Source organism: Deltaproteobacteria bacterium, from assembly GCA_019310525.1.
In the GTDB taxonomy this organism is placed as follows: Bacteria; Desulfobacterota; DSM-4660; order Desulfatiglandales; family HGW-15; genus JAFDEE01.
Map to the genome: position 1 here is coordinate 22,594 of JAFDEE010000015.1, position 26,144 is coordinate 48,737.

A 26,144-nucleotide genomic window follows, 5' to 3' on the forward strand; every position below is an offset into this window, starting at 1 on the left:
TTCAGGTTCCCGGAAAGGTGCGGCCCGCCGACCGGTCGTCGTCAGGCGGCGGATCCGGTTAGCGGTGCGGCGGACGATCATTTGGACCTCATGTGGGGGAAGAAGATGACGTCTCTGATGGAAGGAGAATCCGTGAGGAGCATGACGACCCGATCGATTCCTACGCCTTCTCCTGCGGTGGGAGGAAGCCCGTATTCCATGGCTGTGAGGTAGTCCTCATCCATGAACTGCGCCTCGTCGTCCCCCGCCTCCCGCATGGCGGCCTGGCGCTCGAATCTTTCCCTCTGGTCCACCGGATCGTTGAGCTCCGTGAAGGCGTTGGCGATTTCCTTGCCTGCGATGAAGAGTTCGAAGCGGTCCGTGATGTCCGGATTATCGTCGTTCCGCCGCGAAAGGGGCGATATTTCCGTGGGATATCCGTATATGAAGGTCGGCTGAACCAGTCTGGGCTCCACCACCTGGTCGAAGATCTTGGCCAGGACGTTGCCCAGGCTGTCGAGTTTCGAGATCAGGATGTCCCTGGATTCGGCAAAGGCAAGGGCGGCGTCCATGTTGGTGAGGACTTCCTCGTCCACTCCGCCGATTTCCTTCAGGGCCTGGAACATGGGTATCCTGGGCCAGGGAGGAGAGAAATCAATGGTTTCGCCCTGGTACTGCACGGTGGTTTCCCCGAGAACTTCCTGAACCACCTGGAGGAACAATTCCTCGGTCAAACGCATGAGGTCTTCGTAAGTAGCATAGGCCATGTAGAATTCCAGCATCGTGAACTCGGGGTTGTGTTTTATCGAGATCCCTTCGTTCCGGAAATTGCGGTTGATCTCGAAGACCCTCTCCAGGCCTCCCACCACCAGCCTCTTCAGGTAAAGTTCCGGTGCCACCCGCAGGTAAAGATTCATGCCCAAGGCGTTATGGTAAGTCTTGAAGGGCCGGGCCGTGGCCCCCCCGGCTATAGGATGCATCATGGGCGTTTCCACCTCCAGAAACCCCCTTTCGAGGAAGAATTTCCGGATGGCCTGGATGATTTTGCTGCGGGTGACGAACACCTCCTTGACCGAGTCGTTCACGATGAGGTCCAGGTACCGCTGCCGGTATCTGGTCTCCACGTCGGCCAGCCCGTGCCATTTTTCGGGAAGAGGCCTCATGGATTTCGAGAGGAGGCGGATCTTTTCCGCGAGGATGCTCAGTTCGCCGGTGCGGGTCCGAAAGGGCCTTCCCCTGATCCCGATGAAATCTCCGACGTCCATGAGCTTAAAAATCTTGTAGGCTTCTTCACCCACCTTGTCCTTCCGTATATAAGCCTGGAGGCGCCCCGTCCGGTCCTTGAAATGAATGAAGGCGGCTTTGCCGAAATTACGGATGGACATAATTCGTCCCGCCAGGGAGAAAGCTTCCTCCTGTTTCTCCAGGGTTTCAGCGTCTTTTTCCCCGAAACGGTCGATGAACTCCGACACGGTCAGGTCGCAGGTGTACCCTGCGGGGTAAAGATGCACACCCATAGCCTTCAGGGTGTCGGCCTTTTTCTTTCTGTCCTCGATTACTGAGCTTGTTTTTCCCATGGGATGAATAACATGAACAATAAGTGAGGTCCGTGGCTTGAAATCGGACTTGTTTAATTATTTTTATAGGTTGAACGCTTGCTTGTAATCCAAACGCCTCCGATAGTCAAGGCAAAAGATCCCCGGAGAAAGTCCTTCAATTCCTTTGATCACGAGGGGAATCAGTGTTATAAAAAATCTTGACGAAAGATCGCCCGGTTTCCCAATGGAGGTATCGCCGGCTGATTTCACGGTAAAGAAGAAACCTTTGAACCTGAATCTTGCATAAACAATCTTGAATCCGTTAAAAAATTCATTGAAATTCCCTCTCTTAGGTTATAACCGGGCAAGGTGGAAGTTCAGCCCTATGGGTGAGAACAAAATGAAGAGTAATATTTCAAGATTGTTTACCCTTAGGGAGTGTCGATTTTACCGAATCTGCTTCGTTATCGAACGCTTGCGGTAGGCGATTACAGCTGTGCAGTCTATATGCCTTGCATCTTCGGCAAACTCGACGCTTATAAGATTCAGGTTGAAAAAGGGTAGTTGAAAGGTCTCGAAAAAAATGTCTCGTGTTAAAAGGAGGAACGTCGCCATCGAATCTAATAATCGCTCAGACCTGCCTGCCGTCCTGTTCCCCCATGTTTTCTTGCCGGAAGAGACCGTGGGGGCCATCCTTACCCTTTTTCGTCCCCTTACCCTTTTTCTTCCCTGGTACATGGACGAGCCGAAAGCGCTTGAAAAATACAGGGAGGCGGGGATTCTCCGAATCCTCCATCCTCCTGAAGAAATGAAACCCCGGGATGACTTCCACAGGCTGTTCGAGGCTTACAAAACCTGGTGCCGGGAAAACCCGGACAGGGGTTATACGGTGTTCCTGCAGGTCCAGCAGGGTCGGGACCGTTCCGAGGATACGATCTGGGGGATACGGGATATTCTTCGCCGGATGGGCGGGGAGGAAGGGCCTCAAGAGGCCGGTGACCCCGGCCTCCTATGGCACCTGTTGCTTCACATGGCCCGGGAAATGGAGGCCGAGAGCCTTGAAGCCGACCGGGTACTCAAGGAGCTCAAGGAAAGACGCTCCCCACTCCAGGATGTCCTGGAGCTTGAAGGTGAAGATGCGGCGAGTGTCTTTGATGACCTCCCGGAATTTCGAAGCGAGCCTTCCCTTGGGCCATCCCATTGGGCCAGGCTGATCGAGGCGTGGCTCGGCCTTTTCAGAGGGCAGCTCCAGGATCGAGAGGTCCTGGTAACTTTTGATCGCCGGGCATGGGATCACATCTTTGCTTTGATGGAGGAGGGAGCATCGAAGGAGATCGCCCTGCCGGAGGAGCCTGTATGTTTCAGGCTTCCCGCTTCCCCGCTGGGGGAGGAACCCGGGAATGCCCCTATCGCAGAGGAAGGCCCACTCCCGTCAATCCGTCGGAATCTGCGATCCTTGTTCATGGGACCGAAACTCACAACCCAGGAAAGGATGGAAGGTCTCAGGAGGCTGGCTGCAGAGATAGAAAGGGATCAATACGTTCCCTCTGCGCGGGGAGTCCTGGAGTGCCGGGTGGCGGCCATTAATCTCTTTGACAAAGAGTCCCCGGGCGGAGGGGCCTTGAGACCTCTTGATGGAAGGTTCATCGCTTTGGTGGAGAGGAAACAGTGAACGAATGGGGGAAGATCCACCAAAGGCAGCCCTTCACGATTTTTTCTTGAGCCTGCAGCCGATTCCCTTCAGATTGGGGGTCCCAAGTTCCTTCCCGATCTTCCCCGCCGAAGTCAGCATATTGTAGTTGGCGCTTTTCCAGTCAAAACCACCGCCGGTATCCTCCTCACCGAACCACCACCCGTAAGCTGCATTCACCACCCTGGGATGAATCCTGTCCGTCAGATGGGCGAACTGGGTGATGGCGCCCCATCGTGTCTCGATGATCACGGGATCCCCGTGGCGGATGCCTAAGGTTTCCGCCGTCCGCGGATGAATTTCCACCTTGGGGCGGGGCCGTTTTCGCCGGAGCGGTTCGAGCCATCGGTAGGAGGAGTGGAGATAGTAACGGCTCTTGCAGCTTGTGAGCACCAGGGGATACTCCGGGTCCTCCTCCTCGGGCAGGCCTGAGAACCGTGGAAGAGGGGAGACGCCGAGTTCCCCGGCCTTGGACAGGGCCAGTTCAACCTTGCCTGTCGGGGTCCGGAACCCGGTCTCCTCGTATTTCCTGAACCGCTCCGGTCCCTTCAAAACCCCCTTCTCCACGAATTCCCGGTAGCTCATGCCCGCGGGCTCCAGGACTTCCTCCAGCAGTTTCTCCCAGTCATCGTACCAGAATTCGGGGGGCGTCAGGGTCTTCCCCAGCTCATTGAGGATCTTGCAATCAGGCCAGCAGTCCTCAGGCGGGTCGACCACCTTGGGACGGGCAAACAGGAGACCGTGTCCGAGGCCGTAATGGCCGATGTCGTTGAATTCAAAGGTGGTGGCGGCTGGAAGGACCACGTCGGCCAGGTTCGCCGTGGGGGTCATGACGATATCGGAAACCGCGAAGAAGTCCAGTTTCATCAAGGCCTCGTAAGTCATGGGGCTGTCGGCGAAGGCCAGGAGGGGGTTGGTGCACTGCATATAGGCCCCCTTGACCGGATAGGGCCTTCCTTCGATGACCGCTCGCCTGAAAAGGGTGGGAGGGACGGTTATAAGCCTGGGAAGGGTGCCCTGCCGGGCATGCAGCATCTCGGAGCGCTTATTAGGGAGTTGTTCGGAGTGGACGAATTTTCCAAGACGAAGGGTCTTGGGCTCATTGGCCTGGATGTTGCCCCCGGGCACGTCCAGGTTTCCGGAGATGGCCATGAGGCAGAGGAGTGCCCTTACGGAATCAAAGGTATGGATGTTTTGCTCGATGGCGTTTCCCCACTGGATCGCCGCGGGCCGGGCCCCGGCATAAAGCCGGGCGGCCTCCCGGATAGTGTCAGCCGGAACCCAGGTGACTTCGGCCATTCTTTCCGGTGGGTATTTCTCAATCTCTCGGGCCAGCTCATCGAAGCCGTGGGTCCATTTCGAGACGAATTCCCGGTCATGGATCCCTTCACGGATGATGACGTGCAGGAAGGCCAGGGCCAGGGCCGCATCCGATCCCGGTCGCAATTGGAGGCAGAGCCGAGCCCTGGAGGCAAGCTCGGTCCTGCGGGGATCCACGATGATCAGTTCGGCGCCCCCCCTGAGCCGCTCCAGGAGGAGTCTGCATACCTGACCTTCCTCATTGGTGCTGGTGATGTTGCTTCCCCAGAGGACCACCAGCTTGGTGGGACGGTGAAGATCGGCCACGGGGTAAAATCCGCAGGTGTAAATCCCTGAAAGCTCCCGGGGTAAGTGACAGAGGTCCGCCATCCCGAACATGTTCGGGGAGCCGAACAGGGTGGCCAAACGGTTCAGGACGAAGAGTTCCAGGCCTTTGGGCATGCCCTGGCCGAAGATAACGGACCGTGCCCCGTGTTCCTCCCTGATCCGAGAGAGGTTATTGGTTATTTCTTCGATGGCCTCAGGCCAGGAGATCTCCCGCCACTTGCCTTCACCCCTTCGGCCGGCCCTCTTCAAAGGATGTTTGAGGCGGGCGGGGTGGTCCAGCCGTTTGGCCGCCGCAAGACCCTTGGAGCACACATAACCCTTGTTAAGAAATCCCTCAAGGTCTCCCTTGATCTTGACGATGGCGTTGTTTTTCACCCCGACCCGGAGAGCGCATCCCCCGTGGTCCATTCTGGAGCAATGGGTTTTAACCCAGCGAATGTCATCACTCATTTCTTCCCCCCGCCGCGATTCCTTGCCGCGGCCGTTCATTTTTTGAAAGTCACCCCTGAAAGATCACTGCCTGGGGCATGCCCGAACCAGAAAGGCCGGATGGGATATCCCCGCCCGGCCTGAAGGAGACTGCAAAATTCCATTCTTTTCAACGAATTGCCCTTACTCTCCGGTGTTATTCCCCCCGCCGGGCATCCCGGGTATCTGGGGCATTCCAGGCATTCCGCCAGGCATGCCTCCCGTCCCTCCCGGCATTCCGCCGCCCTGCATCATCCCGGGCATGGTCGGCATGTTGAATTTTTGGTACCCTGTGGGTAGTTCGAAGAGGCGTTTGGGGAGATTCCCGATCTGGATGTCTTTCAGCATCATGGAACCGTTAACATCTTGAATCTTGATCGGAAAGTCAATCTTCTTAGATATCCAGTAGTAGGTCTTTTTTCCCTCTGACAGAATCTCATATTTAGTGCATGAAAGGCCCGAGACGGTCTCCTTACCCACCTTCCTGGCCTTCCGGGCAATTGCAGGTGTCCAGCTCGCCATCCTTCCCTGGATCTGGATGGGACGCTCCATGTACATTTTTTCTTCCTCTATGAGGACCCACATCACTCCTTTATCAGGTCGGAAGATCATCACGTTTCCTTCCAATACAAAACGCATCATGCGGTCCTTCACGTATATTTTGCCTTTTCCGGGCATGTCGGCCGGGTCCTTGGATTTCGAAATGAAATCGGCCGTAAAATCGCTCCCGGCCCAGGCCAAGACCGGCACGAAGCACGTACAGAGCAATGTGAACAGGACTATCTTGACCGTCTTGCAGGAAATCCTTTTTTCCATTTTTAACCTCCAAGGCTCGCCCTTTTGTTTCAGGATTAACGACGAGCTACCGAAAATACATATCGGAAAGGCGCGGAAGATGTCAATGGAATTGTCTTTTCGCCCGCTCCAGGGTTATATTCCCTGAAAAATCGATCGTCCCGACTTAAGGGTGATCTGAAAGGAGGCTTCATCCTGGAAAGGGGAAAAGACGCTGCAAGAAAGATTTTTTTCCTGCTGCCCTCCTTGCTCATGGCGGGGGGCATTTTCTATGTTTCCTCCCTTGAAAAGGTTGATCTTCCTTTGAGCGGGATCTCCTTCAATGACCTCCTTTTTCACGCCGCCGCCTATTTCCTGTTCGGGATCACCCTGATCATCGCCGCCTATCCCTGGTACCCGGAGGGCGGATTTCCCCGCAGAATCCATATTTTGCTCGTTGTCATCGGTATCCTCTATGGGGTTTCAGACGAGATCCACCAGGCCTTTGTCCCCAACAGGACCTGTGCTCTGAGCGACCTCGCCGCCGATTCCTTCGGGGTGCTCCTCTCCCAGTTTGCAGGGAAATGGGGATTAATGAAGTTCCGGGGAGGACACTCGGGATCCTAGGGAGGACCATGATTCGGATTGAGGTCTCCCGTGGCCGACGCCTCGTCGGGGCTGGCCTTTGCAGGGGCCCGGGGAATGGCGGAGAAAAAGAGCGCGAAAAACATTCCCGCCCCGAGAACGATCATTGGTATGGTGGTTTTTTGGCGGATCATGGGCATGGTGGACTCGTAAAGGCAGTGTGGCCGATGTCTTGCATCTTCGACAAACCTTGACGCTTGTAAGATCCAGGTAAAGGGGATTTGATCGACCCGATCAGATGCCAGCCGCTTCCCTGGTTTCAAGCTCTCTTTCTTGCAGGGCCTTGATCTCGTCCCGGAGGCGTGCTGCTTCTTCGAACTCCAGGTTCCCGGCGGCCTCCAGCATCTTTTTCCGTAAATCTTCGATCCTGGCCTGTATTTCTTCGGGGGTGACGGGGTAGGGTCCCTTTTCTTCTCCGATCCCGGGAACCGGAAAATAATCGGCCTCGTAAGGGGATCCGAGGATATCTTCAATGGATTTTTCGATGGTCGCCGGGGTGATATTATTGGCCTTGTTGTAAGCAAGCTGGAGCCGGCGGCGGCGGTTGCTTTCCTCGATGGCCCGGGCCATGGAATCGGTTACCCGGTCGGCATAGAGGATCACCGTCCCATGAAGGTTCCTCGCCGCCCTGCCGGCGGTCTGGATCAGGGAACGTTCCGAGCGGAGGAAACCTTCCTTGTCCGCATCGAGCACCGCCACCAGCGAGACCTCCGGCAGGTCCAGTCCCTCCCTGAGAAGATTGATCCCCACCAGGACATCAAAGTCTCCCCTGCGCAGTTCCCTGACGATTTCCATCCGTTCGATCGTCTTGATGTCCGAGTGGAGGTACCGCACCTTCACACCCAGTTCAGTGTAATACTCGGTCAGGTCCTCCGCCATGTTTTTGGTGAGGGTAGTGACGAGCACCCGTTCGTTCACTTGAACCCGCTCCCGGATCCGGGCCAGGAGATCGTCCACCTGGTTGCGGGCGGGGCGCACGATGATTTCCGGGTCTATGAGGCCCGTTGGACGAATGATCTGCTCCGCAATGCGCTCCGCCCGTTCCAGTTCGTAAGGACCCGGTGTGGCGGAGACATAGATGGCCTGGGGAACCCTCTCTTCGAACTCCTCGAACTTGAGAGGGCGGTTGTCCAAAGCAGATGGGAGGCGGAAACCGTATTCCACGAGGGTCGTCTTCCGGGACCGGTCCCCGTTATACATGCCGTTGAGCTGAGGCACAGTGATGTGACTTTCGTCGATGATGACAAGGAAGTCCCTGGGAAAATAATCAAGGAGGGTGGGAGGCGGCTCTCCCGGCGCGCGGCCGGTCAGGTGCCGGGAGTAATTCTCGATCCCGTGGCAGTAACCCATCTCCATCATCATCTCCAGGTCGAAGAGGGTCCGTTCCTCGATTCTTTGGGCCTCCAGCAACTTGTTCCGGGACCGGAAGTATTCGATCCTTTCCTTGAGTTCTGCCTTGATCCCGACGATGGCCCTCTCACGGATTTCGACCGTGGTGACATAATGGGAGGCAGGGTAGATGGTGACCCGGTTCAACTCACCGATAACCTTCCCACTCAGAGGGTCGATCTCCTGGATGGCCTCCACAAGGTCCCCGAAGAAGTGGATCCGGACGGCGCGGTCCTCCTCGTGGGCCGGATAGATGTCAAGTACGTCTCCACGGACTCGGAAACTCCCCCGGGTGAAATCGTAGTCTCCCCGCTCGAAGTGGATCTCAACGAGCTTCCGGATGGCCTCTTCCCTGGCCAGGTTCATGTCTCGTTCAACGTAAAGGAGCATGCCGTGATAGGCCTCGGGAGAGCCCAGCCCGTATATGCAGGAAACGCTCGCCACGATGATCACGTCGTCCCGGTCCAGGAGAGACCGGGTGGCGGAGTGGCGCATCTTGTCTATTTGCTCGTTGATATGGGCATCTTTTTGGATGTAAGTGTCGGACTGGGGAATGTAGGCTTCCGGCTGGTAGTAGTCGTAATAGCTTACGAAGTACTCGACCGCGTTGTGGGGGAAAAGCTTCTTGAACTCCCCGTAGAGTTGGGCCGCGAGGGTCTTGTTGGGCGCGATGATCAGGGTCGGCCGCTGCACCCTGGCGATCAGGTGGGCCATGGTGAAGGTCTTTCCGGACCCGGTGACTCCCAGGAGGACCTGGTGCCTGAGGCCTTTCATGACCCCGTCCGCCAGTGACTCAATGGCCCTGGGCTGGTCGCCGCAAGGTTCCAGGTCAGTTTCAAGACGGAACATCTCGCCTCACCATCTACCTCTTCAGAAACCGGGTGCTCGAAAATCCCACCAGCCCCTTACAAATCGATACGCCAGGTGGTGCCTTTTGGCCCGTCCTCCAGGATGACACCCTTCTCCCGGAGCCTGTCGCGGATGGCGTCCGCTGCTGTCCAGTCCTTTCTGGCCCTCGCCCTGGCCCTCTCTTCGATCATCCGCTCGATTTCCACCGGGTCGATTTGTTTCGGCCCGCCGGAGAGGTCCTTGAAAAAGGCTTCCGGGTCCTCGTCGAGGATTCCCAGGATACTGCCGGCAAGGAGGAGATTGCGTCGGTCCCTCTCTAAATCGTCTCTCAAGGCGGGATCTGTGGAGAGGGAACCGGAGTCCAGGCGACGGTTGAGATCCCGGATCTTTTCGAAAATCAGCCCGATGGCGCCCGCCGTGTTCAGGTCATCATCCATGACTGCGACGAATTGTTTTAGAAACCCTTCCTCTATTTCTTCCCCGGCAGGAATGATCCCTTGCACTCCCTTCGGTGGCTCGATGGGGCCGAGCATTTCATTCAGTCTCTGGAAGGTCCGGTAGATCCGGACCACCCCCGATTGGACGTGGTTCACAGCGCTTCGGGAAAAATCGAGGGGGCTCCTGTAGTGCTTGGACAGGAGAAAGAAGCGGAGGACCTCGGGGTGGTATTCCTTTAAGGCATCCCGGATAGTGAGGAAGTTGCCCAAGGACTTGGACATTTTTTCGGATTCCACCGTCACGAAACCGTTGTGGACCCAGTAGCGGGCGAATTCGCCTCCGCAAGCTGCAATGGACTGGGCCCTCTCGTTTTCATGGTGGGGAAAGATCAAGTCCTTGCCTCCCCCGTGGATGTCGAAAGTCTTCCCGAGGAAATGGTGGCTCATGACCGAACATTCCATGTGCCAACCCGGTCTCCCGGGTCCCCAGGGACTTTCCCACTGGGGCTCACCGGGCTTCGCCCCTTTCCACAGCACGAAATCCATGGGGTGGTGCTTACGTTCATCCACTGCGACCCGACTTCCCGCCTGCATATCTTCCAGCCGCCTCCCGGAAAGGGCCCCGTATCCCCTGAAAGATTCCACGGAAAAGAAGACGTCCCGGCCCTCCACATAAGCATGGCCCTTTTGGATAAGGGTGTTGATCATTTCGATCATGCCGTCAATATGCTCCGTGGCCCGGGGTTCCTTGTCCGCGGGGAGAACCTTGAGCCTTTCCATGTCCTCGTGAAAGGCGTCGATGTATTCCCGGGCAAGTTCCCGGGTGTCCTTCCCGAGTTGGTTGGCCCGGTCGATGATCTTGTCGTCCACGTCTGTGAAATTTCGGACATAGATGACTTGGAATCCCCTGGCCCGCAGGTACCTGGACAGAACATCGAATACGATGGCGGAACGGGCGTGCCCGATGTGGCAGAGATCATACACCGTGACCCCACACACGTACATGCCCACTTTCTTGTCCTGAAGGGGTATGAATTCCCGTTTCCTGCGGGTGGCGGAATCATAAAGGGTCAAGGCCATGGATTCTTCTCCTGGTAAGGTTTTGTCCTCTGTTGTTTTCCGGGAAACAATGGGAACCACGGAGGAACAGGACCGGGGGGTCGCCGTCTATTGAAGAGGGTCGACCCGGGTGATATTTTGGTCTCATTCGACCGGGAAAGGAGATGCCGTTCATCAATTCCCCGGCCCCTGATCAGCCTTCGGCGATTCAGCTGTGAGGGTGACCATTGCGTAAGCCGCAATTCCTTCTCCACGGCCCGCGAAACCGAGACCTTCGGTAGTCGTGGCCTTGACATTGATCCGCTCGGCCGGAATGCGGAGAACCCGCGCGAGATTTTCCTCCATGGCGGGAATATAGGACATGAGCCTTGGCGCTTGGGCAACGATGGTGGTGTCCAAGTTGTTGATCCGGTATCGATCCGCCCCTACCCATTCCATAACGCGGGCCAAGAGGTGCAGGCTGTCGGCCCCCTCGTAGGATGGGTCCTTGTCGGGAAAGTGACGTCCGATATCTCCCTTACCCAGGGCTCCCAAGATGGCGTCCATAACCGCATGGGTAAGCACATCGGCATCGGAGTGTCCATGGAGGCCACGGGTATGTGGAATCCGACAGCCTCCCAGGATGAGAGGCCTGCCTTCGACCAGACGATGAACGTCATACCCGAAGCCCACAAGGATCAAGATCTTCTCCTTTTCTTCTTTTTTCTGAATCGCTTTTCCCGCCGGCCCGAGAAGAGACCGGTTCCCTATCGTACTCCTAATGACAGGAACTGCAGTTCGTGCTCGAGCAACCCGAGCATCCCGAGGATCCGCTCGAGGAAGAGAAGTTCCCGTCGCTCTTGAAACTGCAGGCGGACATGAGGCGGCGCACATCCCGCGCTTCACAGTCGGGACAGGTGACGTCGCTCTCGTCTCCGAACACAATGCATTCGAATTCCTTGTCGCATTTCATGCACTTGAATTCATAGATTGGCATGTTTGAAATTCCTCCAGATAAGCCCCGTTCCCCCGGGTTACCCGTTGCTCTTGACGGATCTGCAGACAATTACCTTACTATGGAGGGGGCGGGGCGGACTCCAAGCCCTCGATGACCGCAGCGGCCAGGAGGGGAAACATGATTTCATGATGGCCCACCAGGGAGTAACCTTCTCCTCCTTCCAGGGTGGGCCGTTCGACCACGTTGGTCATGGGCCGGTAATGGCGTATGAAGTCCATGTTGACGGCCGTAAACTTCTTGACCTCGTGCCCGAGGTTCCTGACCAGGGACAGGGCCTTTAAAAAGACCTCAGGCAGGATGACGGCCGATCCCAGGTTGATATATACTCCCCCTTCGAGCCGGGAGACCAGGGTCGAAAACAACCGAAAGTCCAAATGGGACGTCTTGCCGATGTCGGCCCCATTCACGCTCGGGTGAAAGTGGATGATGTCGGTCCCGATGGCCACGTGGACCGTGACGGGGATGTCCCGCTCATAGGCGCCGGCCAGGAGACTGTGCCGGGCGTAAGGGAGTTTTTCCCTGAAAATCATGGCACCCACGGCCTTCCCCAGGCCAACTCCCTTTTCGGCGCCTTCCCTTATGGCGCTGTTGATCCATCGCCCGGTCTCCTCTGCCATGCCGAATCGGCCCTCACCGAGATGAGCCGCCACGTCCTCGGAAGTGTGCCCGGCCATGGCGAGTTCAAAATCATGGATAACACCCGCCCCGTTCATGGCCACGCCTTTGATGATGCCCCGATCCATGAGGTCCAGGATCACAGGGTTGAGGCCCACCTTGATGGCATGGGCGCCCATGGCCAGGAGGACCATTTTCCCGGACCGGACGGCTTGAACGGTGTTCTCGACGATTCGGATGAAATCCGCGGCGGCCAGGATTCGGGGCAGGCGCTGGAGCCATTGGCCCAGGCTCCCCCCCGGCATCCAGGGTCTTGCCTGGTCCTCGGTGCGGACCTTGCTGGTCCTTTCCGCAAGGGGATAACAGGTGACGTCGCCAAGGTCTATGGGTTTCCACTTATCCAACGACAAAATTCCTCAGATGTTCGCCCGGTCAGTTCCGCCCATCGGGCTTCTTGTCACCGAGACCGGAAAATGGATTGATCCCTTGCCCTAAGCCTCTTGGATGCTTTGCTGGAACAGCAAATAGTCCACTAGTTGGCAGATCATGTGACCGGCAAATATATGGGTTTCCTGAATTCTGGGGGTCTCCTTGCTTTTGACCACAAGCGCCATGTCGGCCAGGCTCCCGAGTTTTCTGCCATCACCACCCGTAAGTGCCGCGGTGAAGATGCCCCGTTTCCTGGCGGTCTTGACAGCGGATAGAATATTGGGGGAATTCCCGCTTGTGCTCAGGGCCAGGAGTATGTCGCCTTCCATGCCGATCGCCTTGATCTGCTTGGAAAAAATCTCCTCGAAGGAGTAATCGTTCCCGATGCTCGTCAGGATCGAGGTATCCGTGCTGAGGGCTATGGCGGGGAGGGGAGGGCGTTCAAGGATAAAGCGGTTCACGAACTCGGCCGCGATGTGCTGGGCGTCGGCGGCACTTCCCCCATTGCCGCAGATCATGAGTTTGCGATCAGACGTGAAGGCATCGGCGATCTTCTCCGCGAGGCTTACAAGGCCCCGGGCGTTCGCCCTGGTGAATGCCTCCTTGGTTTGGACGCTGTCGGTGAGTGCCTTTTCAATGAGCTTTTCCATCACGCTTTTCGTGCCCCGGGAGCATTCAGTCCGCCCCTGGCCGGGAGTACCTCCCAAGTATCATTCAAAATAGGATCTGATGACCAGTATGTCAACAAACCTTCCGTCAGGCTCTTTCCCAGGGGTACCGTTTCTCCGTTTTCTCTTTTCCTGCGGCCCTTCCTGTACCGAAGGCTTACAGGGCGGCCAGGTTGCGGACGGCCTGGGCCACGACAGCGAGTTCCCCATCGTGGATGGTCCGGACATCCATGAGGACACGATTCCTTTCCACCCGGACGATGATAGGGGGATCATGGGCCCGCAACCGTTCCTCCATCTCGTGGGCCGGAAGTCTTCCGGGCACGAGAGACAGCAACAAAGTGGGGAGAACAAAAAGGGGCAAGGCCCCTCCTCCCACCTTGGATTCCCCTCCAGCGGATTCAAGGGTAAAGTTCGGTGAATCCAATCTCCCGATCATCCTCCTGAGCCTTCGCATCCTGCTCTTCAGGGTATCTTGGCCCAGGCAGATCATCTTCAGGGTGGGGATTTCCTCGATAGCCTTCTTTTCATCACGATAAAGCCTCAGGGTCTCTTCAAGGGCCATGAGGGTGAGCTTGTCGATTCGCACAGCCCGGTTCAGAGGATTCCTCTTGATGGCCTCCACGAGGTCTCGTCTTCCAAGGATGATCCCGGCCTGGGGTCCCCCCAGGAGCTTGTCGCCGCTGAAAGTTACGAGATCCACCCCGGCGGACAGGACTTCCTGCACTGTCGGTTCCTTGAGGAGGCCGTAAGCAGAGAAATCGACCAGACAGCCGCTCCCCAGGTCCTCCATGACGGGGACCCCGTACTTGCGGGCCAGGCTGACCAGTCGATCGGTGGCCACCTGCTCGGTGAATCCCACAATCTGGAAGTTACTCTGGTGGACCTTCAGGAGGAGGGCGGTGTCCGGGCCGATGACCTCTTCGTAATCCCTGAGGTGGGTCTTGTTGGTGGTCCCCACTTCCACCATTCGGGCGCCGCTCTTTTTCATGACGTCGGGGATTCGGAAGGAACCTCCGATTTCCACGAGTTGACCCCGAGAAATGACAACTTCCCGACCCTTTGCCAGGGTCTCCAGGGCGATGAGCACGGCGGCCGCGTTGTTGTTGACCACCATGGCCCCCTCTGCCCCGGTGAGTTCACGGAGGATCCCTTCCACGTGAACATATCGACTGCCCCTCCTTCCGGCCTCCAGGTCGTATTCGAGATTACTGTAACCTCCGGCAATGGGCCTGAAACGATCAATGATCCTTCGGGCAAGGGGGGAACGGCCCAGATTGGTATGGATGATTACGCCGGTTGCGTTGACGACCGGTCTCAGACTGGGGCGGAGGATCCTCTCGAAGTGCTCCTTGATCCTTTCAGAGACCCTTTGGAAGTTGAGGTCCGCCTGATCCAGCGGCCTTTTCCCATTTATAAGGATCCGCTCTCGGATGTCGTCCAGGACCTGGTGAATAGCCTCAAGGATCAGAGCCCGCGGATATCGCTCCAATAGTAGGACGAAATCAGGGTCGTTCAGGATCCGGTCCACGGAGGGGATCCGCCTTAAGAGCGCGCCTTTATCTTGTGTTCCCACTTTTCAGTTCCTCGTTCATAAACGACCGGAAAACTTTTTATTGCAAAACCGGGAAAATGTGGTAAGTATAATCACTCTCGATGGTGGGTGTAGCTCAACTGGTAGAGCACTGGGTTGTGGCCCCAGCGGCCGTGGGTTCGAATCCCATCACTCACCCCATGAAAGCAACCTTGATGGAGGGAGCGTTCAAAGGCTCCCTCTTTTTTTAAAATTCCTTAGTATCATCCGGGCTTCGTTGCAGTCAATAGCCCGGAAAGTGTTTTCCGGGTCGATCTGGTTGCCGATCCTGTTTCGTTCCTTGATATTCAGAGACCCCAAGCACACCGTATCGTTTTCTCCTTGACTTTTTAGGGGAAATTGCTAAATTCGTAAATCTTAAATATCGGTTTTGGGGGATCGTTCAGCGGCAGGACGACGGGTTCTGGCCCCGTTAACCAAGGTTCGAATCCTTGTCCCCCAGCCAGAAAAATTCCGGGTTCAGTGAACACGGTAAAGATATAGAGAGATCTTTGAAAAACGTTCGATTTTGTTCAAGGTCAAGCCTCCGGCCCGTAAGGCCTACGCCCCGGAGGGGAAGACGAAGATTTCCGCCACCTCGTGAGGGATGCCACGCGGTACAGGCATTTATACAGTAAAATATTTCGAGGATTGAATTTGTCCGCGCGTGGCGACGACTCCTCACCCTTTGGGCGGGTTTCCCGTTTGTGTTTGAAAGTCAGGCGTTTTGCAAAGGTCTCAGAAAAGGGTCCCATCGTCTAGCGGTCTAGGATACCGGCCTCTCACGCCGGAGACACGGGTTCGATTCCCGTTGGGACTACCAGGTAAAATCAAGGGGTTAGCTAATATCGGCTAATCCTTTTTTGTCCCAGAGTGTGTATAGGGTGCGTTTTGGCGAAAAAATTTTTTGGGTTCACAGCTTATCCCTCATCTCACCAGCACCCGGCACCATATCATCCAGGCCATCCACTTCACACTTATTGCGCCCCGGTATTCCGATGCCATTATTACACCGGCTAAGGTGTGTATTTCATCTACCCAATTCAAGCATTGTTAAGTCCTTTGACTTTCTGTCCGAATATAAGCTATAGTTAGTAAGTTACGAAAGGAGGGAACTAGAAATGAAACCTAAAACTGTCCGGGTCCTGAGGGGCATGGGCAGTATCTTGGACCTATCCCCCCGAACAGATCGCCGGGCGATAATTATCTCAAAAGACCCAGCGGCGTGCATGGCCAGCCATTGGAACAATGTGGGGCGGCACATAAGGCACGCAATTGATACGTTCGCCCATGAGCAAAAAGAAAAAACGGGACGCCGTTAATACCCCTGTTCCAACCCCCAACACTCAAGGCGCACAGATAGCACAAATATCTGGAACTCGCTTTGCGGGTCCTATTCCCCCACCAGACCTATTAAAGGGATACGACGATATCATCCCTGGGGCTGCTGAACGCATTTTGAGAATGGCAGAAGAAGAGGCAGCCCATGCACACCGGATGAATCAGTTAACATTGGAACTTTCGGCTAAAGAGGTAAAGCGGGGACAGGTATCTGGTTTTGGGGTTGCAATTGCGGCTTTTATTGTGGCTACTGTTGCCCTTTTTTTGGGCTTAGAAAAAGCCGCAATGACCATAGGCGGAACAACAATAGTGGGCCTGGTTACTGTCTTCGTTACCGGGCGAAAGTATGGAGCTGAGAAGCCTAAAAAAGAGTAAAGATTTTACCCTTGTCACAGTGCTAAAACAGGGTGCGTATGGGGTGCAAAATCGCCTTCTAAAACGCTCAATTTCGGCACAAGTTAATAAGCTAACTAGCTTAACTTATTGAACTAAATATTCGATAGGCCTCTCACGCCGGAGACACGGGTTCGATTCCCGTTGGGACTGCCAGGAAATAGATAACCCCCTGATTTCCTTAATGGAGTCAGGGGGTTTTGCGTTCTTCTTCTCCGGTTTTTCTCGCTTTGTCGTCTACTGCCTCAATCAACGCTTGACCGGGTTCCCGACCACTTGCAGAGGCTGTTGAAAAACGTAACGAGCGCAGATGAGACAAGGCAAAATGAGGCGAGAAAGCGGAGTTTACATCTAGTAAATGAGCATTTTGAGCCTCATTTTAACGCAGTACCAGCAAGCGCAGTAGGTTTTCAACAGCCTGCTAGTGCTTGAAGGCCCTCTGCCCGGTGAACACCATGGTCACCTGGGGGTCGGCCTCGTTGCAAGCTTGGATGGACTCGAAGTCCCGCATGGAACCGCCGGGATGGACGATGGCCCGAATTCCCTCCTTGATGGCGACATCCACCCCGTCCCTGAACGGAAAGAAGGCGTCGGAGACCATAGTGGCCCCTATGAGGCCACCCTTCGCCTCCCTGGTTTCCTTGTCGATTTCGTCAAGAAGGGCCTTTTCCTTTTCACCTTCCTTGATTTTCAACTCCAGTTCCTTGTAAGGGAGACCGTACCTTTTAAAGCAAAGGGCGTCCGCAAACTTGGTATAGGCCTTGAAGATGGCGATTTCGGCTACACCGACCCGGTCCTGTTCCCCTGTCCCTATACCCACGGTCACGCCGTCCTTCACATAGATCACGGAATTGGAGGTGATTCCCTGCTCAACCTGCCATCCGAAGAGCATGTCCTGGTATTCAGCCTCTGTCGGTTTCCGTTCGATAGTATACCGTTTCCCCTTGTACTCGCAGGAGGCCAGGGTAAAGTCCTCCACGCTTCGAATGCGATTCAGGGGGGACTGCTGCACGATGATCCCGCCGTCGATCAGGCTCTTGAAGTCCACAAACCGTTCTCCTGCATATTTCCCCAATCGGTCGATCCGGTTGATTCGCACGATTCTCAGGTTGGCCCGGCGGCCGAGGATCGGGAGAGTCCCTTCCTCGTAGTCCGGGGCGCCCACTACCTCGAGGTAATTTTCCGAGATCATTTCCGCGGTGGCCTTGTCCACGGGCCGGTTGAATACGGCGCACCCGCCAAAGGCGGCAATCCGGTCCGCCATGTTGGCCTTGTCGTAGGCCGTGGATAGGTTCTCCCCACAGGCCACGCCGCAGGGGTTGTTGTGCTTGACAATGACCGCAGTAGGCCTTTCCGTCAGGTATCTCAGGATATTGAGGGCGTTGTCCAGGTCGGTCAGATTGGTCTTTCCCGGGTGCTTTCCGCTCTGAATCAGGTCGTCGTCTCCGATGGAAGAGACCAGGCCCTTGCCCGGATCTATGAAGCGGCAGTCCCCCAGCACGAGGTTCCCGTTGACCAGTTCGTAAAGGGCTGCTTCCTGCCCGGGGTTCTCCCCATAACGAAGTCCTTTCTCGATGAGTTCCCCGGTCTTCTCGTCACGGATTTTCCAGGTGCGCTTCCTGTAAACCAGGGTCTGTTCCCCGAAGGAAATGGTCATACTGGGTGGGAAGTGATCGTCCATTACCGTGCGGTACATCTCTTTCAGGTTATTGCTCATTTTGATCCTCCGGTATTCGCAATTGGTTGGGTGATCCCCTGTGCCGGTTTTTCCATGGGACCCTCAAAGCTTGTGTTTTTCGATATATGCATAGGCGTTGTGGTTGTGAATGGACTCGTAGTTCTCCGATTCCACGGCAAACCAGGTGATATTGGGATCCTCGTTAAGTTTCAATGCGATATCCCGAACTATATCCTCGACGAACTTGGGATTGTTGTAAGCCCGTTCCGTAACGTACTTCTCGTCCTCCCGTTTGAGGACCGAGTACACCTCGCTGCTGGCCGATTCTTCCACCATCTGGATCAGGTCTTCTATCCATACGAACTTCTTGAAACGCAGGTGAAGCCGGACTTTTCCCCTCTGGTTGTGGGCCCCGAAATCGCTGATTTCCTTGGAGCAGGGACACAGGGTGGAGATTGGGACCTGAATGATGATCACCATGTCGCTCCGTACGTTCAGAGACCCTTTAAAGGTACACTTGTATTCAAGGAGTCCCTGGCTCCCCGAGACCGGGGCCATCTTGTTAATGAAGTAAGGGAATGTGATTTCCATGTGGGCACTTTCGGCATTCAGCTTCTCTTTCATCTCCTCCAGGATCTCGGTAAAGTTCTGGAGGGAAATCCTGCGGCTGTGTCTGTTCAGGATCTCCACGAAGCGGCTCATATGAGTGCCCTTGTAATAACGGGGAAGGTTGACATACATGTTGATCTTGGCCACGGTCTGTTGTTCGCCCATGTTCTTATCCAGGACCGTGATTGGATATCGTATCCCTTTGACCCCGACTTGATCGATATCTATGTTCCTGTGATCCTTATGATTTTGGACGTCTTCCATGGTTTCCTCGGAAAGGTTGATTTTTTGCGAGGCATTATGTGTCATCATCAAAATCAAAGTCAATGGAAAATCTCACCCCCTGAAAGTGTCAGGAAGCCTGTTGATCTTTCCCGTTTTTGAACGTGTCCGGCGCATTTCCGGCTTGATTTTGATGGATGAAAGAGATATTTTTCCGGCATCCTCAAAATCGGGGCGTGGCGCAGTCTGGTAGCGCACCTGCTTTGGGAGCAGGGTGTCGGAGGTTCAAATCCTCTCGCCCCGACCAGAAATCTTAATAAAAAGGCCGATTGCAAGAAACCGGCCTTTTTGTTTTGAGAGGATAATGTTTAGGGCTAACATTTTCTCTTATTCAAATGAAGGACCTTCCCGTCCATTTTTCGGCTCACCTCTCCTCAACCCATGCTCCGGGGGGCTTTCCCGGCGAAATAGCGGTCCCACATGGACAGGAACCTCTCTTCCAATTCCTTCGTGTAAGCCCTAGGATGTTTCCTTTGTTTCTCTCTAATGAGGAAGGAAATCCTGGACTTTGTATCTTCAAGCCTTGCGGGGTCCGCGAGGAGTCCCCTCGCGATGTCGAGATATTCCTTCTCCGATCGGGCAATGGTATCTTCCACCCCAATGGCCTTGAGTAGGCTGAAAGTCGTCCTCTGGGCATGGCGATCCCCTACCAGAGTAACCACGGGAACCCCCATGGAGAGGGCCTCGTAACTCGTGGTGGTTCCTGCGTACGGAAAGGGATCCAGGGCGATATCAGCCAGGCCGTATCTGGCCCTGTGAAGCTCCTCGGAACCGGCTCTGCCCAGGAAAAAGACCCGCTTTTGGTTTTCTTGGGAGAAGTGGGCAAGAATGTTGGCTCTCAGATCCGTCCTTCCTACGTGAGGGCACGAGATAACCAGGAGGGCGTCCCTGGAGAGGGAGAGTAGTCGGTCCCAAAGGGAGAGGACTTCGGGGCGGAGCTTCTCAGCGCTGTTGAAGGAGACACACACGGGCCCGTCTTCGGGGAGCCCGAAGGATCGGCGTTCCAATGGAATATCGGCCGCCTCGATGGGACCCATGGGAAGGAAACCCTGGGACATGAAAACGAGCCTTTCCCGGTAAAGGGAGGCCGAATAGGGGGATTCTGAATGGCGGTCGGTGATTCTGTAATCCATGGTGCGGAGCCCGGTGCCGTAAGGATACCCTAGGAAGGTTACCTGGATCGGTGCAGGACGAAGGGCGAAGACGTCCAGCCTGTTTCCCTGGGTGTGCCCGGCCAGGTCCACGAGGACATGGATCCCGTCACGCTGGATGAGTTCAGCGAACTGAAAGGTGTTCAGGGTATGGACTTCCCTGAAAAATGATGCCGCTCCGGCAATCTCTCTGGTCAGGTCATCTTTTCCCGGGGTGGTGGCGTAACAGTAAATGGAAAAGCGGTCCCTGTCATGGTGAGCGATGATGTGTCTGAAAAACCACCCGACGGAATGCCTCCGGAAATCAGGAGAGACGTAGCCTACCCGCAACTTGGACACCGAGAGGGATTTCCGGACCTTTGGCGGGGCGGAATGAGAAGAATGCTTGGCAAGTCTTTTCTCGACGAGGTCACCCCACTCGAGGTGTTTCCCGGAGAGGGTCTCTTCCTTCATGGGGAGGTGCTGGAAAAGAAAGAGGGAGCTGGAGAGAAGGGGTGCATCAGCCTCTGAAAACGAATAGTCCATAATTTTTGATGTCAGGGCATCGACTCGTCCCCAGTCGGCAATCTTCATCAACAACCGGGCGGCCCCCACCCATGACTGGATGGACTCGGGGCAACGGGCCAAAGCCTGTTCCTGCACGTGGAGGGCGCTATCAAAGTCTCCTTCCCGCTCCAGTGCCAGCCCAAGATTGTAATACCCGTCCGCCAAATGGGGGGCTTCATCGAGGGCTTTGCGGAAATGCAGGATTGCCTCCTTTTTTCTGCCCAGACTGAACAGGGCTATTCCGAGGTTCAGGCGGGCTTCCGGGAAATAGGGGGCAATTCGGAGTGTCGTCTCGAAGTGGGACGCAGCCAATTCCAGTTCCCCCTGATTGAGGAAGAGGAGCCCCAGGTTGTAGTGGGGGCGGGCTTGGTCCGGCTTGATGGACAAAGATCTTTCGTAGGCCTCCCTCGCTTCCCAGGAGCGTCCTTGACGGGAGTAAGCGGTCCCGAGGCTGTTCCAAGTTTCATGGTCAAATGGATTCTTGGCAAGGACCTTGCTGAAGGCCTCCACCCCTTCCGGGTAGCGTCCCAGTTCCAGGTAGAGTTGACCCAGGTTGTGCCAGGCCTCCAGAAAGTCAGGGGTGAGGTCCAGAAGTTTTTTAAAGAGGGCGAGGGCATCCGGGAGTCGGCCTTGAGCCTTCAATGTCGTGGCAAGGTTATTGAGTGTGCCGGGATGGTCGGGTTCGATGGTAAGTGCCCTTGTCAATGTTTCCGAGGCGTGGTTCAATTCGCCCCGGGCAAGATACAGGGCGCCCATGTTCCTGAGGGCATCGACATAAAAAGGGTCCCCCTCGGGCACCCTGGAGTAAGCGGACAGGGCCTCCTCCAGCCGACCCTGAAGATGGTGCTCCAGTCCCTTTTTGAACCACCCCTGCTTTTCTTTGGATTCCGTCACACGAAGACCTTAAAAGAGAGAGCTACAAGATGCTCAAATGGCGAAACAGAATGCAAAGGACCTAGTGAAAGTCTCCCCAGGACCACGATCAATAGGCCGATTCTATAGCAAAACCATCACTATTGAAACTCCCTACCTTCCATTACCGTTTCAACTATATAGCAGTGCTCTTTTAGGGCCCGCTGAAGTTGGTCCACCAAGGAAGACTCATCATCGATTAGTAAAATTCTTATTGCAATCTTAGTATATTCGGTGACATATTCGTTTAAGCTGCACTAGCTTTATGCTTCTTTGTATTAAAAAAACAAAATAGTTTTTAATTACACATTATAGGGGCATGTGAAACTTCATCGCTTGGATCACGCAATACAGCCGCACTCCGGCCGCCAGAAAAACAGGGCAAGCAGAACCGCCAGCCCGAATATAATATGGGGCTAAACACTTTCATTATCAGTCTGCTTTTTGCCATACCAGCAGTACCTTGCCCCTCCAGTGCAACCAGCTATGCTCGCGGCTGCCTGGCAGGCAATCACTTGTCCTAAAAACTGATTTTAGGGCAAAGCGCCTTTTGAAGGTACGTGCCAACGCTTCCAAAGGACCGTTATACGTGTCTCTCGCCGCGATGATCAGTCCGGCCATGTGGCGGCGATTTTGGACCTCTATCGTTCCCACGAAAAGGGGGGTGTCATTTCCCTGGATCCTCACATCTGTGGGCCAAAGCCGCAGCACCCAGCGTTGACGGTCGACTTGGCGAACAAGACGCAAACTGTCAACTCGCCCATCGTGAAGACGCGGCAAGAGAGGAAATTGCTCAATCGGCGTTTCAGAGGAAAACATCCCCAGGAGGTTTTTCAGATTCAACAACGGAGGGCGGCACCAGCCCATTGCTAAAAGATATTTAGCCATGTCTTCGGAAGTCTCTGCCCACTGGACGGTGAGGGGTTGTTCCCGCTCCCCTGCAAGATCAATCCGCCAGGCGGGGAGTTTCCGCCAGTCGACCGCTATCCATTTTTGCAGCGGCATCGATTTCACGACATGTTGGGGGGCGTAAAAGGCAAGATCCTTTTCGTGGCGTTGGGCCACATGCCAGGCCCCCGCAATAAAGATCACGAGCACGGTGACGAGCCCCAGTAATCGTCGAGGAACCACTTCAGCAGAACCCTTCAGGTAGACGATTCCGACCAGGGCCGTCCAGCTCGTGCCTATCAGAAAACCCCCCAGGACATCGGAAAGCCAATGGGCACCAAGGTACAGACGCGAAATCGCGATGATAAAGGAGATCAGAAAGACGGAAACAAAAAATCCCCAGCGCAGAGTGATGGAAAGGCCCTTGGCAAGCAAAATGGCGAGAAAACCATAGAGAATAACACTCATGGATGTGTGGCCGCTGGGGAATCCATATGCCGATGCACCATGATATAACGCCACCGGCCTTGGCAGATGGAGCATCCATTTCAGCAGTTGAACGCCCGATAAACCACCGAGTATGGTCAATACCCAATATCCCGCGGTGCGGTGACACCGTCTAAGAAGAAGCACGAGCAAAACCGCGCCGGCGATACAAAGGTTCAGTAGTGAATCCCCAAGTTCCGTGACCGCCACCAGGATGTGGTCCGCCCAGGGGGTTCGCAGGGATTGAAAAAAGTGATAAACGGCCTGATCCGCAATCACCAGCGGGTCTCCGACAAGAACGTCCTGCAGGACACCAAGAAATCCCCATCCTGCGGATAAGAGCACCAGGACGAGAAAGACCAGGAACAATTCCTCCCCCTTTTGACGTAAGAGGAAAAAAGAGAGGAATCGCTTTAAGGGAATAATCACCCCATGGGCAGGGGTATCAGTGGCAGTCCAATCCTCCAGGGAGGCAAGCCACAGAGGCCCCCGATGTCCGATCAGGAAAACCAGTTTGCGGCTAAGCCAGACGAAAACCCAAATGGCGGTGATGATAACGAAGATGAGCACGGCCAGTCGTGTACTGACAGATTCGGCTAAAGCCAGTGAGGTCCCGAAAAAGACGCCCGGTAGAATATAAACGAAGGCCCAACCTATAGCCGAAAGCACATTGACGACGCCAAAGTGTAACGGACGCATTCCGAGTATACCGGCCACAACCGGGATGATCGGACGTACCGGACCGACAAAACGGCCGAACAAGACGCTTTTTCCGCCGTGCCTGTGAAAAAAGATCTCCCCATTCTTTAACATGCCGGGATAGCGGGAAAACGGCCAGATCCGCTTCAATCTTTCGTGGTAGTAATGTCCCAGCCAGTAGCTGATGCCGTCTCCGGCTATAGCCCCTGCAGCGGCCAGCATCAACACAGGTTTCAGCTCCAGGCTGCCCGTGGCCACGACAGCGCCGACGCCGAACATAATCACCGTGCCGGGAACAATCAGACCGACCAGCGCCAGGGATTCAGAAAGGGAAATCAGGAAAATCGCCCCGTAGGCCAGTGCGGAGTGATGGGTGATAAAGGCCAGCAATGCCTTTATGTAAAGCATAAGGGTTAATGTCTCCTCGTGCCGCGGTGCCGCGGCCGAACTACATGGTCCATCAATTGATCGCTGACCCGGATCAGTTTTATGTTTAAAGGGGCAAGGCGTTCCGCAAACCAGCGAATCAACCCGGTGCTAATCAGCCCGACAACCAGGCTGCCAGCCATGTCAAAAGGAAAATGGATGCCGCTGTCCACCCGTCCCCAGGCGGTTAGGCATGCAATGACCAAAACCGTAACGCCGCAATTGACCCAGCGTCGGCCCATGAGCAGATAAAAAGTCGCGGCAAACAGCAACGTCGCATGATCACTAGGAAAGGACGTCTCCGGGCCGTGGGGAAGAAGAGGTGTGCAAAGGCCGATCATGTAAGGCCGGGGGTGAAAATAGAACAGGCCGACCAACTGGTTCATGATCAGGCCGACGACGGCGGCCTCAGTCGCTTCCAGGAGGGCGTTCTTTTTCTCCTTACTCACAAAGAACCACAGCGCAACAAACAGAGCAAGCATCAGATATGGCCCGGTCTCGGCAAAAAAAACGGCAAGCCCGTCCACGATCGGCCGATGCCCGGCCCCGGAATGCAGCCACTGAAAGATTTCTATATCCAATCCCGGCACTATCTCTTATGCCCCATTTCGTATGAGATGAACCGTCTTTTCGTCTGCGCCAGTAGAAGGTTATCAGGATACCGCATCCAGTTGGTGCCCATCCACAAATGTATTTTGGGCACTGGCGAGTTTCCAGTTCTTCGCACCCGTCGGGTGCTCAGTCCCACTGCACCGCAGCGGGTTCCCAGCTTCAGAGATACAAGATCAAGGAAACCGGGGACCCGCCCGAATGGCGGGGGGTCCAAGCAAAGCGCGGACAAATCAAGGGATTGCGCGGAGACGTACTTTAGTTAGCGATCCATCACGTTTTACGTTTACCCGTTTTGCTAAAATAGGTTACATAGGGAAACAGGTAAATCCCGGTTCCCATACATTTCCCCTGACGAGCGTTCAAGATGACATCCGGGTTTACCATGTTTCGGCTTCTAAAACCACGTCTGATATGAAGCGTGCCATAACCTCCTTTTCTCCGGGTCCTGTATAGATTCTTCGAAAATAGCGTTTTCTCCAGGAGGGAAAATCTAAAGAAAATCTGTATCCTTTTTGGGCCTTTTTCTGAAAAGTTCGAAAGGTTCAACCATGCGACCTGTTGAAAATTCAATATTTCAAAGATTTCTGTATTCTCCGATTGAGCAGGATTTGAGGAAATCGGAATTAAGTGCGTACCCCAATTTCCAGGATTTTTGGATTAGGACCCGGTTATGTTAGCTCAACGGATGATCAAAGGGAGGACCGCTTTCCGGAAATCCGGTCTCTTCAACGCCGATGCCTTATATAAGGATGAACGTGCCGTTTTCCCCATCCCGATGCGTGAAGTCCCTTTTTCTCCACATTTTCCCAAACAGAGAATGGGCCCGCCTTCGGCTATGCCCTCACAAGCGGCTACGGCGTGGCAGGCCCCAGCTGTATATTAATCAGCGTGGGTTCGAGTTGTCCCGCCATAGTCCCACCGCCATATCAAAGGACGATACCGTACCCTACGTCTCCGGCCGTGGTTCATCCCTTCCTTGGGCGGGAATGGATCATTGCCACGATTGCTTTTTCGCCGGATTTTACCGCCCTTAATATGGATGAGATTAATCCCGGGCACGGCTAACAGTCAAACCAGCAAAAAGAAAAGTACAACTGCCAATGCTGACAAGAATTAAATAGCCTAGAAGTTTCGGCGTAGCACCGAACGCTGAAGTCCGGATTGCTTCTGCGGCATGGGTTAAAGGCAGCAGACAAAGTATCTTTTGGGCCCACGCCGGAAGGTGCTCGATGGGAAAGAACGTGCCCCCTAGGAACGCCATGGGCGTAATGACGAAGCTGTTGAGCATGGCCTGATCGGCATGGGATTTGACCAGCATGGCAAGACATACTGCCAATGAGGCAAAAACAAAGCTGTTCAATAAG

General features: G+C 55.1%; 20 protein-coding genes and 4 tRNA genes. 8 read left to right on the forward strand and 16 right to left on the reverse strand.

Annotation, left to right across the window (positions count from 1 at the left end):
* Positions 1-77 precede the first annotated feature (77 nt).
* A complete protein-coding gene (gene lysS, locus JRF57_04095) occupies positions 78-1,556 on the reverse strand; it encodes a lysine--tRNA ligase (protein MBW2302879.1) in 1,479 nt (492 codons plus the stop codon).
* 544 nt (positions 1,557-2,100) lie between these two features.
* Here lysS and JRF57_04100 point away from each other — a divergent pair.
* The gene (locus JRF57_04100; GenBank protein MBW2302880.1) at positions 2,101-3,189 is read left to right on the forward strand and encodes a hypothetical protein; all 1,089 of its coding nucleotides are present in this window, start codon (positions 2,101-2,103) and stop codon (positions 3,187-3,189) included.
* A 33-nt stretch (positions 3,190-3,222) separates the two neighbouring features.
* Here the strand turns inward: JRF57_04100 and JRF57_04105 are convergent, their stop codons facing one another.
* Positions 3,223-5,304: a molybdopterin-dependent oxidoreductase gene (locus JRF57_04105; GenBank protein MBW2302881.1), complete on the reverse strand. Its 2,082-nt coding sequence runs from the start codon at positions 5,302-5,304 to the stop codon at positions 3,223-3,225.
* Between the two features lie 162 nt (positions 5,305-5,466).
* Positions 5,467-6,138 carry a DUF4412 domain-containing protein gene (locus JRF57_04110; protein MBW2302882.1) on the reverse strand — a complete coding sequence of 224 codons (672 nt, stop codon included), beginning with the start codon at positions 6,136-6,138 and terminating at the stop codon, positions 5,467-5,469.
* Between the two features lie 282 nt (positions 6,139-6,420).
* Between JRF57_04110 and JRF57_04115 the strand changes: the two genes are divergently transcribed.
* Positions 6,421-6,723 (forward strand): VanZ family protein, encoded by a 303-nt coding sequence (locus JRF57_04115; protein ID MBW2302883.1) that lies wholly within the window; start codon positions 6,421-6,423, stop codon positions 6,721-6,723.
* An 18-nt stretch (positions 6,724-6,741) separates the two neighbouring features.
* On the forward strand, positions 6,742-6,894 hold the full coding sequence (locus JRF57_04120) for a hypothetical protein (protein MBW2302884.1): 153 nt from the start codon (positions 6,742-6,744) through the stop codon (positions 6,892-6,894).
* 81 nt (positions 6,895-6,975) lie between these two features.
* On the opposite strand, the gene uvrB is transcribed toward JRF57_04120, so the two are convergent.
* From uvrB to JRF57_04155, 7 genes are all read right to left on the reverse strand, one after another.
* Positions 6,976-8,979 carry an excinuclease ABC subunit UvrB gene (gene uvrB / locus JRF57_04125; protein ID MBW2302885.1) on the reverse strand — a complete coding sequence of 668 codons (2,004 nt, stop codon included), beginning with the start codon at positions 8,977-8,979 and terminating at the stop codon, positions 6,976-6,978.
* 56 nt (positions 8,980-9,035) lie between these two features.
* Positions 9,036-10,496, reverse strand: coding sequence for a cysteine--tRNA ligase (locus JRF57_04130; GenBank protein MBW2302886.1), 1,461 nt, complete (start codon positions 10,494-10,496; stop codon positions 9,036-9,038).
* Between the two features lie 153 nt (positions 10,497-10,649).
* Entirely contained in the window at positions 10,650-11,156 is a 507-nt protein-coding gene (locus JRF57_04135) for a 2-C-methyl-D-erythritol 2,4-cyclodiphosphate synthase (protein MBW2302887.1), read from the reverse strand.
* Between the two features lie 76 nt (positions 11,157-11,232).
* Entirely contained in the window at positions 11,233-11,451 is a 219-nt protein-coding gene (locus tag JRF57_04140; protein ID MBW2302888.1) for a zinc ribbon domain-containing protein, read from the reverse strand.
* Positions 11,452-11,528: 77 nt separating this feature from the next.
* Complete coding sequence (locus JRF57_04145; protein ID MBW2302889.1) at positions 11,529-12,491, reverse strand: hypothetical protein; 963 nt, start codon at positions 12,489-12,491, stop codon at positions 11,529-11,531.
* A gap of 87 nt (positions 12,492-12,578) precedes the next feature.
* Positions 12,579-13,166, reverse strand: coding sequence for a D-sedoheptulose 7-phosphate isomerase (locus JRF57_04150; GenBank protein MBW2302890.1), 588 nt, complete (start codon positions 13,164-13,166; stop codon positions 12,579-12,581).
* A gap of 175 nt (positions 13,167-13,341) precedes the next feature.
* The gene (locus tag JRF57_04155) at positions 13,342-14,760 is read right to left on the reverse strand and encodes an L-seryl-tRNA(Sec) selenium transferase (protein ID MBW2302891.1); all 1,419 of its coding nucleotides are present in this window, start codon (positions 14,758-14,760) and stop codon (positions 13,342-13,344) included.
* An 83-nt stretch (positions 14,761-14,843) separates the two neighbouring features.
* On the opposite strand from JRF57_04155, the gene JRF57_04160 reads away from it, so the two are divergent.
* The 4 genes from JRF57_04160 (at position 14,844) to JRF57_04175 (ending at position 16,473) form a co-directional block, all read left to right on the forward strand.
* Positions 14,844-14,919: transfer RNA gene (locus tag JRF57_04160), tRNA-His, on the forward strand.
* Positions 14,920-15,149: 230 nt separating this feature from the next.
* A tRNA-Gln gene (locus JRF57_04165) sits at positions 15,150-15,223 on the forward strand.
* A gap of 281 nt (positions 15,224-15,504) precedes the next feature.
* Positions 15,505-15,580: transfer RNA gene (locus tag JRF57_04170), tRNA-Glu, on the forward strand.
* Positions 15,581-16,047: 467 nt separating this feature from the next.
* On the forward strand, positions 16,048-16,473 hold the full coding sequence (locus JRF57_04175) for a DUF2335 domain-containing protein (protein ID MBW2302892.1): 426 nt from the start codon (positions 16,048-16,050) through the stop codon (positions 16,471-16,473).
* A 439-nt stretch (positions 16,474-16,912) separates the two neighbouring features.
* Here the strand turns inward: JRF57_04175 and JRF57_04180 are convergent, their stop codons facing one another.
* A complete protein-coding gene (locus JRF57_04180) occupies positions 16,913-18,208 on the reverse strand; it encodes an IMP cyclohydrolase (GenBank protein MBW2302893.1) in 1,296 nt (431 codons plus the stop codon).
* 63 nt (positions 18,209-18,271) lie between these two features.
* Positions 18,272-19,042 (reverse strand): GTP cyclohydrolase I FolE2, encoded by a 771-nt coding sequence (locus JRF57_04185; protein MBW2302894.1) that lies wholly within the window; start codon positions 19,040-19,042, stop codon positions 18,272-18,274.
* A 188-nt stretch (positions 19,043-19,230) separates the two neighbouring features.
* Between JRF57_04185 and JRF57_04190 the strand changes: the two genes are divergently transcribed.
* A tRNA-Pro gene (locus tag JRF57_04190) sits at positions 19,231-19,307 on the forward strand.
* A 127-nt stretch (positions 19,308-19,434) separates the two neighbouring features.
* On the opposite strand, the gene JRF57_04195 is transcribed toward JRF57_04190, so the two are convergent.
* The 4 genes from JRF57_04195 to JRF57_04210 all read right to left on the reverse strand — a co-directional run.
* Positions 19,435-21,651: a tetratricopeptide repeat protein gene (locus tag JRF57_04195; protein ID MBW2302895.1), complete on the reverse strand. Its 2,217-nt coding sequence runs from the start codon at positions 21,649-21,651 to the stop codon at positions 19,435-19,437.
* 450 nt (positions 21,652-22,101) lie between these two features.
* Positions 22,102-24,150 carry a VTT domain-containing protein gene (locus JRF57_04200; protein MBW2302896.1) on the reverse strand — a complete coding sequence of 683 codons (2,049 nt, stop codon included), beginning with the start codon at positions 24,148-24,150 and terminating at the stop codon, positions 22,102-22,104.
* 5 nt (positions 24,151-24,155) lie between these two features.
* Positions 24,156-24,749 (reverse strand): undecaprenyl-diphosphatase, encoded by a 594-nt coding sequence (locus JRF57_04205; GenBank protein ID MBW2302897.1) that lies wholly within the window; start codon positions 24,747-24,749, stop codon positions 24,156-24,158.
* A 1,076-nt stretch (positions 24,750-25,825) separates the two neighbouring features.
* Positions 25,826-26,144: ABC transporter permease (locus JRF57_04210; protein ID MBW2302898.1), on the reverse strand; the 319-nt coding region annotated here is incomplete at its 5' end.

Bases quoted from the DNA above. Each gene is read 5' to 3' on its own strand.
- uvrB (MBW2302885.1), bottom strand. From the start codon at position 8,979: ATGTTCCGTCTTGAAACTGACCTGGAACCTTGCGGCGACCAGCCCAGG.
- JRF57_04150 (MBW2302890.1), bottom strand. From the start codon at position 13,166: ATGGAAAAGCTCATTGAAAAGGCACTCACCGACAGCGTCCAAACCAAG.
- JRF57_04100 (MBW2302880.1), top strand. From the start codon at position 2,101: ATGTCTCGTGTTAAAAGGAGGAACGTCGCCATCGAATCTAATAATCGC.
- JRF57_04105 (MBW2302881.1), bottom strand. From the start codon at position 5,304: ATGAGTGATGACATTCGCTGGGTTAAAACCCATTGCTCCAGAATGGAC.
- JRF57_04185 (MBW2302894.1), bottom strand. From the start codon at position 19,042: ATGGAAGACGTCCAAAATCATAAGGATCACAGGAACATAGATATCGAT.
- JRF57_04110 (MBW2302882.1), bottom strand. From the start codon at position 6,138: ATGGAAAAAAGGATTTCCTGCAAGACGGTCAAGATAGTCCTGTTCACA.
- JRF57_04140 (MBW2302888.1), bottom strand. From the start codon at position 11,451: ATGCCAATCTATGAATTCAAGTGCATGAAATGCGACAAGGAATTCGAA.
- JRF57_04130 (MBW2302886.1), bottom strand. From the start codon at position 10,496: ATGGCCTTGACCCTTTATGATTCCGCCACCCGCAGGAAACGGGAATTC.
- lysS (MBW2302879.1), bottom strand. From the start codon at position 1,556: ATGGGAAAAACAAGCTCAGTAATCGAGGACAGAAAGAAAAAGGCCGAC.
- JRF57_04200 (MBW2302896.1), bottom strand. From the start codon at position 24,150: ATGCTTTACATAAAGGCATTGCTGGCCTTTATCACCCATCACTCCGCA.
- JRF57_04175 (MBW2302892.1), top strand. From the start codon at position 16,048: ATGAGCAAAAAGAAAAAACGGGACGCCGTTAATACCCCTGTTCCAACC.
- JRF57_04180 (MBW2302893.1), bottom strand. From the start codon at position 18,208: ATGAGCAATAACCTGAAAGAGATGTACCGCACGGTAATGGACGATCAC.